We start from the raw sequence: 13887 nt of genomic DNA, 5'->3' as shown, positions 1-13887 counted from the left end.
CCATGCGTCTTGTCTCCACACTCCCGCTCCTGGCCATCGCCGCACTGGCGGGATGCGCACCAACCGGCGCCGCCCGCCCGACCGAACAGGCCAGCGCGCGCACCTGTTTTCGCACAATGAACGTCCGCAACTTCCGCGCCGAGGACTGGCAGACCCTCTATGTCCGCACCTCGGCCCAGGACGTGTTTCAGATCCAGTCCGCCGGGGTCTGCAAGGATCTGGACAGCGCGATCGCCATCGAACTGCGGCCTCTCGACGGGTTCAGCAATCTTTGCACCGGCGATTTCGCGACCCTGAATGTCGGCAGTCCCGGACACTCGACCTGCCGTGTGCAGATCGCCAAACGCCTCAGCGCCGAGGAGATTGCGGCCCTGCCCAGCCGGGTTCGTCCCTAGTGGTTTGACACGAGACGATTGCGCTTTTCCTCGGACGGGTATGAAATATCACTGTTCAGAGGGAGGTCATCATGAGCGGAATCGCCAAATATCTCACCATCGGGGCTGCGGCCCTCGCCATCGCCACACCAGCGGCCGCCGAGAGCTGGGCGCAGTTCTCGTCCAACGATCAGACGCTCTATGTGATTGATCTGGATACGCTGACGCCGGTGGATGGAATTGTCAGCGCCCACATGGGCCGGGTGCCGGCCAAGGGCGACGCCAGCGACCTCAGTTATGACACCGAGGTCGTCCTGATGCGCTGCGCCGACGGCCAGTCCAAGCCCGGCGAGATCGTCACCTATGGCCCCGACGGCGCCGAAACCGATCGCTACACTGACGAGGGGCCGTGGGGGGCGTCCGGCGGCGTCTATGAATCGATCAAGCACATCGCCTGCGAGAACGCGCTGCCCGCCACCACGCCCTACCCGACCATCGCCGCCTTGATCGCCGCAAAACGCGGCCACTAGGCCGCGTCCGTGGTCCGAGTCATAAATGGTGCGAATGCTCTCACTGAAATGACTCGGCTTTCCCGGGCAGGGTTCACCAAGGATGAGACGCACCGTTCATAATTTCTGAGACCTGAGGATCTGCCGCCCAAAATTCATGAGAAACCGGATCGCGAACCGCAATCTCTGAGATTTCGCGGGAGCAACCCCTCTCAGAGCTCGAACAGCGAGCTTTGCTCGGACAAAGCGCCTGACGACGTCACCCAGCGTCCGAGAAGGACGTCTGTGTCGAACGACCGCCTGTCCCAGAGTGCATGCACTGGTCTGATGCCCGGCCACACCGGACTCACTTGGAGACGCGCGAGGTTCCTGAACACGCTCGTTGCGGACAAGCCGAGCTCGGCAGCCAGCTTCGGTGTGAACACGAATCTTTCAGCAAACGCCAGCACGTCAGCCTCGACGACGGTCAGGACCTTGTCGGTGGCTGATCGACTAGCTGATCGGATGTGCCCGGCATCGACCGCCGCACGCAAGCTGGAGGAGTTGGTCCCTAATATTCCGGTCGCGACATGAACGTAGATCGCTCCCTCGCTGAGCCGCGGACTACCTGAGGGTCTCGCCGGCAACAGCGCCGCTTCGCTGTGCTGCGATGGTGTCGATGGCCTGCCGCAAGGCAATATGTATTGCGATCTGAAATCCACATCCAGAACGTCGCTACGGCGCCAGCATGCTTGCACACGGGCATTATTCGCGATCTCCAAGATCGGTCGAAGTCCCAGAGATCGCAGCCGTCGCGTCACTGCTGATCCTGCGAGGCCATACTCAGCAGCAATCTCCGAACTGGAGACGTACGTCTTCTGGAATGTCCTGGCTGATGACCGCAGGACGCCACGTAAATGTCCGGCACTGTTGAACTGTGTGGCTGTCAGATAGCCGTTCAGGGCTAGATGACGCAGCGTATCCTTTTCGATTGCAGTCTGCTTGGACAGATCCGCCAGCGAGATATTTCCTTCTGGAATCGAACGACCGTCTCGGAGTTTCAGCCGCTTCATGCCGCTCCGCTTGGGTCTGACGCACAATGTGCCCGACGCCGTGACCCATTGGGTATCGAAGTCGATGTTCTGAAGGTCCTTGCGGGCCCATAGGGCTGCGACTCGAGCCTCAGGATCAGCATTCAGAACCGGGGTTATACCGAGCTGCTGGAGCCGTCGCGTGACTGAGGCTGGGGCCAACCCGAGAGGCCGGGCTACGCCGGCAGACGTTACAAGGTCGGCCTTCCACTCATCGACGGCGCTCTTCGCGACAGCGATGAGAGAGCCCATTTCGCTCCAGTCGGCTCGGGCGTGCTGTTGCTTCACCAGGGCCGCGAGGGTGCAATGGCCTATTCCTAGACGTTCGTTCGCCCGTTTAGCAGACAGCATTCCGTGCCCCCAGGACCACGAAGCGCTTCCACCTCTGCTGCGGGTATGAACAGATTAGACAATGCATCGAACTCGCCGGCGCCAAACCAGGCCCGAAGGCGACCCGCTTTGATGTCCGCCACCAAATCCACCAGACGATGGCGGTGTAAGTCAGTGATGCGAACGGACCGCTCTGGCTGGGGTAGGTCCTGGCCAGCCAACGTGTGGCAGAACTGACGAAGCGTTTTTGGATTGAAGCGCTTCGTCTGGCTGATGATCTGCTCGGCAATGATAAAGCCGGCTCGGTCCAATTGTCGAAATCGGGTCAGGGAGATTCCCAACGCGTTCGCCGCTTGCGTCGGCGTCAGCAGTGACGCGAAATGGCGACGGAGGGCCTCAACGCCATCAGCACGGATGACGCGGTAAGTACGGCTACCAGCCGATCGCTTGCCGGCCGATAGCTGCCCCGCTTCCACAAACTCCCAGATTCTCTGAACGCGAACGCCGAGCATTTTGGCTGCATCAGTGGCAGGGACGAAACGGGCGACCTTGGGGCCGACACAGAAGTAGCTCTGGCGACGAAACAGGTAGCCTTGCCAGTGATGGGAGAAATAGTTTCTGACTTCGTCGATCACGAATGGGCATTGTTCGGCGAACGTATTCCGCAGGCGCGCAAGCTCGTGGCCAAAATCCCGATGCAAGCCAATCCGAGCGCCTTGGGCTTGGAACCGATCATGGGCCCAGCCGTCAAAGCTCCGCTGCCAATCGGTAATGAAAGGCGCACCCTGAGTCAGCACTTCTACCGCGACGCCAATATCGGCGGCGCAGCGGGCGACCACGCCGCGGCGGCGCGGGTCGGGAAACCCCGAGCATCCGAAGAACCAGACGATGGTGATGAGCCCTGCGAGCGTTCGGCGGGGATCTGCGTCAGCATATGGCGCCGCTTCGGCGAAACGAGACGAAATCTCCACCACGACGGGAGGCGCCTGATCGCCAGAGTCCCACACGTGACCACAATCGCACTGATGCAGTTTTCGCCTTAGCCAGCGGATGGGGCGCGCACAGCCTTCGCAACGATCGATCAGCAGCTTCTCATGGAGATGGCATGCTGCGTAGGCCCGAAGATGCCAGAGACGGTCAACATAGCCCTCTCTTGCACGCACTCCGGACAAACACGGGCGCCGGCTGTCAGGAAATGTGGGCGAGTAAGCGCGCATCCGTTGAACTGATGCCTTCCCTGCTCAGCGTGAGGTGCAAATGATGCTGTCGCCAGCGCCATCGGATCGGAGGCGCCTAAGCTGGCGAGCAGATCGAAATCCACCGACCGGAACTCATGGCCGATGGGCAAAGCAGCCTTTCGCAGACTTGCGGCGGAGTCATCACCGAACTGCTCCCGCGCGTTACGCTGGTTGAGCTGATGGCGGTGCAGACTAAGGTTCTGGGCGTATGTGAGATCCGTAGCCTCAGCGCGCACCCATCCTGAGCCGCTAGAGGCTATGAGCTACCTCGACACCGCCGGTCTGGTTTGGAAGATCGTCCGCGCGATCTCCCCGGCTATCGTCGCCATGACGACTATCGCAGGCATCTGGCTTTGCGTGTCGGGGTTCGTCCCCGTGCTCATCCGTCTGGGAAACGGTCTGAAACGGCGGAAAATCGCGATCTTCGCCAAAGGCGATATGCGCGGCAGCCTTCACGCGCTCTTTGCTGACAGCAAACTCTTCAACACCAAGAACATCATCAGCGTGACTCACGATGGGGACTTTGGCCGCGCCGAGGACGCCAGCGTGTATCTCGTTCACTGGCCGGATTGGCCGGACGAGATGGCGCGGATCATCGCCCTGAAAAAGGACGCCGTGCCGCTCGTCTTGTATGCCCCGCAAGGCAAGGGGCAGGTCCCTCCCGAGACGATTGCTCTACTTGAACAGCAGCGGAATGTCGCTCTGGCCAATCTGCGTGGTCGCCTTCTCAATGACGTCGTCGTCAGCCTGATCACAAGCGCTTATGCAAAAAAGTAGGCTCAACGAGCTGTTTCGCGCCTATGCGCGCGATCACCTCTCGCCGACACCGGGCGAACGGGATTTTGTGTCCGATGTGTATGCTTCCGTGCAGAACGTCGTCGGCGCTGCAAACTCGCTTCAGATCGGGTCCTATCCTCGTTACACGGCGATTACACCGCTGCACGACCTCGACGTCCTCTACATCCTCGGACACTGGGACCCCGTAAGTCACGATCCTGCGCAAGCCCTTGCGGTCCTTAAGGCCCGCCTCGATGCCCAATACGTCAATCCCACGCAGTACCGCGTGGAAATCTCGCCACAAACGCACTCCGTAACGATCAGATTCCTGGAGGATGATAAGCAGGTCTTTGGTGTAGATATCGTGCCGGCCTACCGCCATGGCATTAACGATCGTGGCCAGGACATTTACGTCGTTCCGGAAATCGTTACGCGCGCTCACCGAGAACGCGCACAGTTCCGCGAAGCCGTAGCGAGCGGTGCTCGACAGATGACTTGGATCGCATCGGACCCGCGTGGGTACATCGCCGTAGCTGGCGAACTGAACCAAGTGAACGACGACTTCCGCAAGGCGGTGAAGTTCGCGAAGGGGTGGCGAGCGTCATGCAAAGCAGCTGACGATTCCTTCCCGTTGAAATCGTTTCATCTGGAACAGGCGATCACCCGGTGGGTCGCTGCGAACCCGAGAGGCGAGATTTTCGACATCGTGTTTGCGTTCTTCTGCGCACTCCCCGATTTCATCCGTTATCCCCAAATTCCCGACCGCGCCAACCCTCGCAGAAACATCGACGAATATGTCGCCGGCTTGAACGAGACGGACCGGCGCAAGGTAATCGAGGCGCGCGACGGCTTCCTCATCAAGCTTGAGAACTTTGAGGACGGCCAAGATGTAGGAGAACTGCTCGCCGTATCGCGCCGCAAGCGGCGGAGCGTGACCGAAGCGTACCTATTCGACCAGCGCATCCCGATGTTGACAGAGAGAAACTTCGACATCATCGGCGAAGTCCAACCGCGCGATGGCGGCTTCCGTGCCTTTATCCTCGACAAGCTCGGGATCATCCAGGTCGACAGGGCCATCAAATTCAGGCTTGGGGGCGATGCCCCTCCGGCTGACCACTTCAAGTGGAAGGTCAAGAATGACGACAGCACGCCGCAGCCGCGCGGCGAAATCACTGATCACCGCACGATGCAGGACCCTGAGCATACCAAATACGATGGAGAGCACTTCGTTGAGTGCTTCGCGATCCGGGAAAATACTTGCATCGCACGCAGCCGGCAAAATGTGGTTCTGAAATCTTTCTGGAAGTAGCCACCCGAACATAGACATATCCGACCGCGGCCCGGGGCCACGACGCGTGGTAAGCCCGCCTCGGTGAAGTCGATAGCCGACGAGGACGAACCCGAGATGCCCGCCACGCCCGTCAGTCTCAGATCCGGGTCCCGAGTATTGGCGCAGAGAAAGCCGAGGAGACACAGCGCCATGGGAATGAATAGGGGACGCGTGGGCGCGCGGGCGGCGCGCGGTGCGACGGCGGCCCCGCCTGGCAAACTCGCGCAGGCCTGTGTCTCCCGAAGCCGGAGTTAGGTGCGAGGCGTAAGGCGGCTATCCGTCTCCCGACGCTCAGGCGCAGTTCAAGGGAGGCGCGTTCGCATCGGGTAGATGATCACGGCTGGGCGCAGAGTTGAGGGTTCGTCACCTTCCACCGCAGCCCCCCCCTCTTTCCGCGATGGGAAATCTACCATCGGCTGACCGCGCCCAATGTCCGAACGACCGCTTCTGGCGCTTGTGAGCCTCTGACGGCACGGGCCTTCAATCGCGTTTCGGGACTGCTCTGACGCAGGAAGGCCAGCATACGCTGGCCTTCGGTCACGCTTCTGGATTGGGTGGCGGAAGGCAACCGCTCCTCGCCTGAAGGATCAGAGCCTGATCGACCGCAGGGGGTGGCCTGCGGAAGATTCTCACCAATTATGAGCTGGTTCTCACTAATTGTGGCTCAGTTCTCATTAATTAAGACCCGGACCAGTCCGCGCCACGGGATTCAGACGTCGACGGCGGCGTCCAGGGCGTTTTCCTGGATGAACTCGCGGCGGGGTTCGACCACGTCGCCCATCAGTTTGGCGAACAGGTCGTTGGCGTCTTCCTCGTGTTCGACCGAAACCTGCAGCAGGGTGCGGGCATTGACGTCCAGCGTCGTCTCCCACAGCTGCTCGGGGTTCATCTCGCCCAGACCCTTGTAGCGCTGGATGGCGAGGCCCTTCTTGCCGGCGTCCAGCACCGCGTTCAGCAGGTCCAGAGGGCCGCGGATCGTCGTCGACTTGTCCTTGCGGCGATAGACGGCGGGCGCGGAAAAGACGCCGTCGAAGGCGGCGGCGCGTTCGGCCAGACGACGCGCATCCAGCGAGCGGATCAGCGTCTCTTCCAAGACAATGGTCTCCTGCACGGCGCGACGGGTGCGGGAGAAGACGACTGCGCCCTGAGCCCCCGGCGCCCCAGACCATTCGCCATCGCCTTCTTCGGCATAGAGGTTCAGGCGGACGGCGGCGTCGGCGGCGGCTTGCGCCGTGTCGGCGTTCTCGACGAACAGACCGGCCAGAGCCGCCTGTTCGATGGCGAAGGCGGGTGCGCGCTGGCTGAGACGGTCCACGCCCGCCTTGAAGGCCTTGGTCTCACGCACCAGAGCCTGCAGGTCCAGACCCAGGCGGCGTTCGCCGGTCGACAGGTCCAGTTCCGCCTCTGACGAACCTTCCTCGATGAGGTAGGAGTCCATCTCGGCCTGATCCTTGAGGTAGCGCGACTGCTTGCCCTTGGAGACCTTATACAGCGGCGGCTGGGCGATATAGACGTGGCCGCGTTCGATCAGCTCCGGCATCTGACGATAGAAGAAGGTCAGCAGCAGGGTGCGGATGTGAGCGCCGTCGACGTCGGCGTCGGCCATCAGGATGATCTTGTGATAGCGCAGCTTGTCGGCGTTGAAGTCGTCGCGGCCGATGCCGGTGCCGAGCGCCAGGATCAGGGTGCCGATCAGATCGGACGACAGCATCCGGTCAAAGCGCGCGCGCTCGACGTTCAGGATCTTGCCGCGCAGGGGCAGCACCGCCTGGTTCTCGCGGTTGCGGGCCTGTTTGGCAGAACCGCCTGCGGAATCGCCCTCGACGATGAACAGTTCGGACTTGGCCGGATCGCGTTCCTGACAGTCGGCCAGCTTGCCGGGCAGGCTGCTGATCTCCAGAGCGGACTTGCGGCGTGTCAGGTCGCGCGCCTTGCGGGCGGCTTCACGGGCCGACGCCGCCTCGATGATCTTGGAGACGATCATCTTGGCCTCGACGGGGTGCTCCTCGAACCATTCGGCCAGACCTTCCGAGCACAGGTTCTCGACCGCCGGGCGGACCTCGGACGAGACCAGCTTGTCCTTGGTCTGGGAGCTGAATTTGGGGTCCGGCACCTTGACCGACAGCACGCAGGTCAGGCCTTCGCGGGCGTCCTCGCCGGTCGGCGCGACCTTCTCCTTCTTGGCCAGGCCGGAGCTTTCGATATAGCTGCCCATCACCCGCGTCAGGCTGGCGCGGAAGGCCGACAGGTGGGTGCCTCCATCCCGTTGGGGGATGTTGTTGGTGAAGCACAGCATCGTCTCGTGGTAGCTGTCGTTCCACCATAGGGCCAGATCCAGTTCGATCCCGTCCTTCTTGCCGCGAATGACGATGACGTCCTTCAGGATCGGCGTCTTGGACTTGTCGAGGTGACGCACGAAGGCTTCGACGCCGCCCTCGTAGTGCAGGATCATTTCGATCGGTTCGGCGTGGCGCTGGTCCGCCAACCGGATGACCACGCCCGAGTTCAGGAAGGCCAGTTCGCGCAGGCGATGCTCCAGCGTCTTCAGATCGAAGTCGATGTGGCTGAAGGTGGTGACCGACGGATAGAAGGTGACCTCGGTGCCGCTCAGAGGCTGTCCGGCCTTGGGGCCTTCGGTGCGGATCGGGGCGACGCCGGTGACTTCCAGCGACTTGGCCGTGTCGCCGCGTTCGAAGCGCATCTCGTGCTGCTTGCCGTCGCGGAAGATCTTCAGCTGAAGCCAGTCGGACAGGGCGTTCACGACCGAGACGCCCACGCCGTGCAGGCCGCCGGAAACCTTGTAGGAGTTCTGGTCGAACTTACCGCCCGCGTGCAGCTGGGTCATGATGACCTCGGCCGCCGACACACCTTCCTCGGCGTGGATGTCGGTGGGAATGCCGCGGCCGTTGTCGGTCACGGTGACCGATCCGTCGGCGTTCAGGATGACCTGAACCAGATCGGCGTGGCCAGCCAGGGCTTCGTCGATGGCGTTATCGACCACCTCATAGACCATATGGTGCAGACCGGACCCGTCGTCGGTGTCGCCGATATACATGCCGGGGCGTTTCCGCACCGCGTCCAGGCCTTTGAGAACCTTGATGGAATCGGCGCCGTATTCGGGCTGGTCGGCAATCGGATCGGTCATGAAGTCAGTCAATGTGACGCCCGGGAAACGGGCTTCGAGACAGGGTGTGGACGCCGCGAATCTGAGCGGCGCCCGAAGCCGCCAATATATAGGAAATTTAGCAGCAATTGCGAGGGGAACAGCCGTTTTGCCCGGGTCCATCGGCAACGGCGGTTCCGCCGATAAATCAGTCGCTCTCCAGCGCCCCGCCCGCGACGCGGACAAACTGCGCACGCCCCTCCAGACCGGCGAACAGTGCGCGCTCGGTGCCCGTCATGAAGGCCTGCAGATCAAGGGCGACAATCTCGTCGAACAGGGCGGCGCGGCGACGTTCGTCCAGATGGGCGGGGGCCTCGTCCAGCAGCAGGACGGGCCGGGCGGCTCCTGCGCCTGCATGACCTGACAGACGGGTGATCTGGGCCAGGATCAGGTTCAGAACCAGCGCCTTCTGTTCGCCCGACGACCCTTCGGCGGCGGGACGGTTCTTCTCGCGATGGATGGCGGTCAGGTCGGTGCGGTGCGGCCCGAACAGAGAGCGGCCGGCGGCGCCGTCACGGGCGCGAGCCCTGGCCAGACCTTCGCGGATCGAGGCGGCGATTTCGTCTTCTTCGGCGCCGGCTTCGGCCATCTGTTCGGCAGCCCCGTCCAGCCCCAGGTCCGCCTGGGGGAAAGGCCGGTCGCCTCGGGCGTTGATGGCGGCCTGCAGCGCATGCAGGGCGGCGACACGGGCGATGGCGGCCCGCGCCCCCGCCTCGCCCAGCCGGGCCTCCAGCGCATCCAGCCAGACCGGGTCGGCCTCACGCCCATCTGCAGCGTCATTCAGCAGCCGCAGCCGCTCGCGCAGGGCCTTTTCATAGGCCGAGACGCTGGCGGCGTGGTCGGGGTCGGCGGCGAAGACCAGACGGTCGAAGAATTTCAGCCGCTCGGCGCGGGCGTCGGAGAACAGCCGGTCCTGTTCAGGCGTGGCCCATACGGGCCGGAGGTAGTCCAGCAGCCGACCGGGCTGGGCCGTTTCGCCGTCGATGCGCACGATCCGGCGTGACGCGCCCGCCGTCTGGACGCCCGTGCCCAGCCGCGTCTCGTCGTCCAGTTCGACCATGACGGCCCAGGCGCGGCCGGTCGCCTCGCCCGGCTCGCGGCGGCCCATCTCGGCCGCCGTCGCCCCCCGCAGCCCCTTGCCAGGGGTCAGCAGGCTGACGGCCTCCAACAGATTGGTCTTGCCCGCCCCGTTCGGCCCATGCAGCACGACCGGCCCGGCATCGAGCGCCAGCCGCGCGCCTGCATAGGAGCGGAAGTCGGTGAGGGTGAGTGAGGCGATCAAGGAATGAGGGCTTTCGCGGCGCCGGACATCCTATGGATCATCCGTAGCGGATGCGCCATTGCTCCAACAGCGTCGAAAGCGGCTCGGGCGCCAGGCCGATGTTGCGCGGGAAGCTTCCGTCGATCGGCACGTCGCCCGCTCTGTTCAGCTTTGAGGCCAGCCCGCCAGAAAAGGACGAACCTTCCTTGAGCCGCCACACCGCATGAGGCGCAACGCCGCCGACGGACTGGCCGTCGGCATCCCGGGTTGCAGCCTCGCTGTAGAGAGAAAAGCCTTCAACCTCGCTCCAGGGGATCAGGCCCGGCGAAAGGGGGCCCGTCAGATGGAAACCCTCTGTCGTGAGGATCAGCTTCGGCGGCCTGACGAGGGCGAGGACGGAGGCCCCGGCGGCGGCGGCCAGACAGAACACCCCCACCCAGCTCCACAGTGTCTCGATGGCGTCGCCAGACTGTTTGATGAACCACAGCCCCAGGGCCGCCGTCGCCACAAACAGCGCCAGCGACCAGGCCACCACGCTGCGCGACGTGGTCAGGACCAGACGTTCGCCCGTCGGATTGCCGTTGACGACGGTCACACCCGCAGCGGCATCAGCACATACTGCACGCCCGGATCGCCGGGATCGAGCACCAGGGTCGGCGAGGCCGGGTCGGCGAAGCGGAAGGCGGCGTTCTCGCCGGTGATCTGACCCGCGACGTCCAGCAGATAACGGGCGTTGAAGCCGATTTCGAACGGTTCGTCGGAATAGCCGATCTCGACCTCTTCCTCGGCCTGGCCCGCCTCCATGTTGCGCACGGTCAGCTTCACCCGGTCATTGTCGAAGGCCAGCTTCACCGAGCGGCTCTTTTCGGCGGAAATGGTGGCGACGCGGTCGACGGCCTTGGCGAACAGGGCGTTGTCGATGTCGGCCTGCTTGTCATTGCCCTTAGGGATGACGCGCGAATAGTCGGGGAAGGCGCCGTCGATGACCTTGGAGGTCAGGCTGGCCTCGCCCAGCTGGAAGCGGATCTTCTGGGCCGAGACCTGAACCTCGACCGGGCCGTTGGTGTCGTCCAGCAGACGGCGGACCTGATCGACGGTCTTGCGCGGCACGATGACGCCGGGGCCGCCCGCCGCGCCTTCGGGCGCCGGGGTCTCGGCCAGGGCCAGACGGTGGCCGTCGGTGGCCACGGCGCGCAGCAGGGGGATGCCCGCCTCTGCGACCGTGTGCAGATAAAGGCCGTTCAGATAGTAACGCGTCTCTTCGGTCGAGACGGCGAACCGGGTCTTGTCGATCAGACGCGCCAGGTCTTCCTTGGGCAGGACATAGGAGGCTCCGGCGCTCTCGGTCGACATGACGGGGAAGTCGCCTGCAGGCAGGACCGGCAGGTTGAAGCGCGAACGTCCGGCCGAGACCACCAGACGGGGATCATCGCCCGAATAGAGCAGCGACACCTCGGCGCCTTCCGGCAGCTTGCGCACGATCTCGTACAGGGTGTGGGCGGGCGCCGTGATCTGACCCTCGACCTGAACCTGGGCCTCGGCCTCGTCGACCATCTCCATGTCCAGGTCGGTGGCCGCGAACGCCAGCCGGTCACGACCTGCGCTGAGCAGGACATTGGACAGGATCGGGATGGTGTTTCGACGTTCAACGACGCTCTGCACGTGGCCCAAGGCCTTCAGGAGCGCGGATCGTTCGATAGTCAGTTGCATGTCGTCTCGCCCGGAGACGGCGCCTCCCCGGAGACGCCGCGATTGAGGGGTTTAGACACTAGCGAATTAAGCGCGCTGAGCAAGGAAGCGGCTTGTGGTTAGTTGTTGTCCACGCGTGGATAAGTGGGCCAAGCGCGGGGGCGGAGCGCAAAAATCGAGCGAACCTGCCGCCCCCGCGCCCCGCAAACCCAGGAGATCAGCCCCGCAGCTTGCGGGTCAGGGCCTCGACATCGCGGGCGATCTGATCGTCCTGCGGCATCAGCTCCTCGATCTTGCGCACGCCGTGCAGGACGGTCGTGTGGTCGCGACCGCCGAAGCGACGGCCGATGTCGGGATAGGAGCGGGTCGTATGCTGCTTGCACAGATACATGGCGATCTGGCGCGGGCGGGCGACGGAACGGGTGCGGCGCTCCGACAACAGGTCGGCCTGTTTCAGGTTGAAGTGTTCGGCGACCGTCTTCTGGATCTCGTCGACGGTGATGCGGCGCTCAGGCCCGCCACGCATGGCCATGCCCAGCAAGGTCGAGGCTTCATCGACCGAGACGGCCGACAGACGCGAACCGGCGGCGGCGGCCAGGGTGTTCACGGCGCCCTCAAGCTCGCGCATCGAGCCAGGGGTGCGGTCCACCAGCTGCGCCAGCACGTCCGGGGCGGCCTCGCCCTGAACCACGCCAAGAGCCGACAGGGCACGCAGACGGTTCTGGGCCACGGCGATCTTCAGCTCACGGTCGCCCGCCTCGACCGGGCAGGTCAGACCAGCGGCGAGGTGGCTGCGCAGGCGCGGCTCCACATCGGTCAGGGCCATCGGCGCGCGGTCGGCCGAGAAGACGATGCGTTTGCCGTCCTCGATCAGGGCGGTCAGGGTCGACAGCAGTTCTTCCTGGGTCGAGGTCTTGCCGCCGACGAACTGGACGTCGTCCAGCAGCAGCATGTCGGCCGAGCGCAGGCTTTCCTTGAAGGCGGCGGTCGAACGGTCTTGCATCGCCTTGACGAAGGTGGACAGGAAACGCTCGGCGGTCAGATAGACCACCTTGGCCTGGGGACGCAGGCGCTGGGCCTCCCAGGCGATGGCGTTCAGCAGGTGGGTCTTGCCGTAGCCGTAGGGCCCGCAGAAGAAGACCGGGTTGAAATGACCGTCGGCCCAGCTGGCGACCTGTTTGGCGATGGCCAGGGCGAAGGCGTTGCCCTGTCCCTCGATGAAGCTGTCGAACGTCAAGCGCTCCTGCAGACCGGCGGCGCGCACGGCGCGGGCGCTGTCGGCGACAGGGGCGATGGTGGGGACCGCCATATTGGCCGAAGACAGGGCCGCCAGACGCGGAGAGGCGTCCAGCACGTGACCGGCCGGAACGGCGGTGGCCGGCGCGGGCGAACCCACCTCGGCGCGGCAACGCACGTCCAGACGGCGCGACAGGCCGTCCAGACCCAGCCACAGCTCGTTCATGCGGCGCAGGGCGTTCTTGCGCACCCAGTCACGGGCATAGGCGGTCGGGGTGACCAGGATCAGCTGACCGGCGGAATCCACGCGGACAGCCGAAGGCGCGACGTAGGAGTTGAACGGGCCGTCGCCGATTTCGGCGCGCAGGCGCACGGACGCCTCGCCCCAGATCCGATCCAGATCCGTCGTCTCCAGCCTGCTCGATCCGCCCGCCATTGCCGCTGCGCCCCCAACCATATTTCAGCCACTCGCTGCAAAATCCAATCCGAACCTCGGCGCTTCAGGGCGATGGTTCAGGGACGACTTCTCCTGCGCCGAAAAGCGATGCTTTCCGGACGGGGCCGAACTCTTGAACAGACATCTCCCGCCAACGCGAAACTACAGTCTCGCGCCGTCTTCATCCGTATTGGGATGGAAGTGCGTTAGAGGCCAAAACTTACGCTCAGAGCCTCTTGGGTCAACGGAGATTCGTTGGCTGATTCGCAGTTAAATTGTTTGACTCCGACAAACCCTGCGCCCGCTTGAGGAATTCCGGATTTCACCCCTGCCAGCCTCCCCTCGCCATGAGGTGGAGGTTAAGGGGACAACGCGAAACGGCGAAGGAGCTTTCGCCCCTTCGCCGTTGAAATCACTAGAAAATTCCATAACAGAACGACGATAGACGTTCCGTATCAGGGATAATCCTTAATG

General features: G+C 63.7%; 11 protein-coding genes. 4 read left to right on the top strand and 7 right to left on the bottom strand.

Translation table 11 applies throughout. The features are described 5' to 3' along the window. The first annotated feature begins 2 nt into the window (after nt 1–2). Nucleotides 3–395: a DUF6491 family protein gene (locus KWG56_RS17600; RefSeq protein ID WP_219353129.1), complete on the top strand. Its 393-nt coding sequence runs from the start codon at nt 3–5 to the stop codon at nt 393–395. A gap of 71 nt (nt 396–466) precedes the next feature. After that, nucleotides 467–904, top strand: a complete 438-nt coding sequence (locus KWG56_RS17595) for a hypothetical protein (protein ID WP_219353128.1) — start codon at nt 467–469, stop codon at nt 902–904. A 191-nt stretch (nt 905–1095) separates the two neighbouring features. Here the strand turns inward: KWG56_RS17595 and KWG56_RS17590 are convergent, their stop codons facing one another. Together KWG56_RS17590 and KWG56_RS17585 are read right to left on the bottom strand one after the other, a co-directional pair. Continuing rightward, on the bottom strand, nt 1096–1935 hold the full coding sequence (locus tag KWG56_RS17590) for a hypothetical protein (RefSeq protein WP_219353127.1): 840 nt from the start codon (nt 1933–1935) through the stop codon (nt 1096–1098). A gap of 335 nt (nt 1936–2270) precedes the next feature. Then, nucleotides 2271–3257, bottom strand: a complete 987-nt coding sequence (locus tag KWG56_RS17585) for a hypothetical protein (protein ID WP_219353126.1) — start codon at nt 3255–3257, stop codon at nt 2271–2273. Between the two features lie 522 nt (nt 3258–3779). Here KWG56_RS17585 and KWG56_RS17580 point away from each other — a divergent pair. Both KWG56_RS17580 and KWG56_RS17575 read left to right on the top strand, forming a co-directional pair. After that, complete coding sequence (locus KWG56_RS17580) at nt 3780–4298, top strand: hypothetical protein (RefSeq protein ID WP_219353125.1); 519 nt, start codon at nt 3780–3782, stop codon at nt 4296–4298. Continuing rightward, nucleotides 4285–5607 (top strand): nucleotide-binding domain-containing protein, encoded by a 1323-nt coding sequence (locus KWG56_RS17575; RefSeq protein ID WP_219353124.1) that lies wholly within the window; start codon nt 4285–4287, stop codon nt 5605–5607. Before KWG56_RS17580 ends, KWG56_RS17575 begins: the two co-directional genes overlap by 14 nt. A gap of 730 nt (nt 5608–6337) precedes the next feature. Here the strand turns inward: KWG56_RS17575 and gyrB are convergent. The 5 genes from gyrB to dnaA form a co-directional block, all read right to left on the bottom strand. Then, nucleotides 6338–8773: a DNA topoisomerase (ATP-hydrolyzing) subunit B gene (gene gyrB, locus KWG56_RS17570; RefSeq protein ID WP_219353123.1), complete on the bottom strand. Its 2436-nt coding sequence runs from the start codon at nt 8771–8773 to the stop codon at nt 6338–6340. Between the two features lie 166 nt (nt 8774–8939). Next, nucleotides 8940–10073, bottom strand: coding sequence for a DNA replication/repair protein RecF (gene recF / locus KWG56_RS17565; RefSeq protein ID WP_219353122.1), 1134 nt, complete (start codon nt 10071–10073; stop codon nt 8940–8942). A 37-nt stretch (nt 10074–10110) separates the two neighbouring features. Continuing rightward, nucleotides 10111–10647 (bottom strand): hypothetical protein, encoded by a 537-nt coding sequence (locus KWG56_RS17560; protein WP_219353121.1) that lies wholly within the window; start codon nt 10645–10647, stop codon nt 10111–10113. After that, nucleotides 10644–11762 carry a DNA polymerase III subunit beta gene (gene dnaN, locus KWG56_RS17555; protein ID WP_201100837.1) on the bottom strand — a complete coding sequence of 373 codons (1119 nt, stop codon included), beginning with the start codon at nt 11760–11762 and terminating at the stop codon, nt 10644–10646. Before dnaN ends, KWG56_RS17560 begins: the two co-directional genes overlap by 4 nt. 196 nt (nt 11763–11958) lie before the next feature. Further along, on the bottom strand, nt 11959–13413 hold the full coding sequence (dnaA, locus tag KWG56_RS17550; RefSeq protein ID WP_219353120.1) for a chromosomal replication initiator protein DnaA: 1455 nt from the start codon (nt 13411–13413) through the stop codon (nt 11959–11961). Nucleotides 13414–13887 lie beyond the last annotated feature (474 nt).

The sequence above is a fragment of the Brevundimonas nasdae genome (genome assembly GCF_019395145.1).
Lineage (GTDB): Bacteria > Pseudomonadota > Alphaproteobacteria > Caulobacterales > Caulobacteraceae > Brevundimonas > Brevundimonas nasdae.
The sequence above is the reverse complement of the archived record's forward strand: the minus strand, read 5'-3'. Positions and strand labels throughout refer to the sequence as shown.

Coding starts and splice junctions, on each gene's coding strand:
- KWG56_RS17600 (WP_219353129.1), top strand. CDS start 3: ATGCGTCTTGTCTCCACACTCCCGCTCCTGGCCATCGCCGCACTGGCG.
- KWG56_RS17595 (WP_219353128.1), top strand. CDS start 467: ATGAGCGGAATCGCCAAATATCTCACCATCGGGGCTGCGGCCCTCGCC.
- KWG56_RS17590 (WP_219353127.1), bottom strand. CDS start 1,935: ATGAAGCGGCTGAAACTCCGAGACGGTCGTTCGATTCCAGAAGGAAAT.
- KWG56_RS17580 (WP_219353125.1), top strand. CDS start 3,780: ATGAGCTACCTCGACACCGCCGGTCTGGTTTGGAAGATCGTCCGCGCG.
- KWG56_RS17575 (WP_219353124.1), top strand. CDS start 4,285: ATGCAAAAAAGTAGGCTCAACGAGCTGTTTCGCGCCTATGCGCGCGAT.
- gyrB (WP_219353123.1), bottom strand. CDS start 8,773: ATGACCGATCCGATTGCCGACCAGCCCGAATACGGCGCCGATTCCATC.
- dnaN (WP_201100837.1), bottom strand. CDS start 11,762: ATGCAACTGACTATCGAACGATCCGCGCTCCTGAAGGCCTTGGGCCAC.
- dnaA (WP_219353120.1), bottom strand. CDS start 13,413: ATGGCGGGCGGATCGAGCAGGCTGGAGACGACGGATCTGGATCGGATC.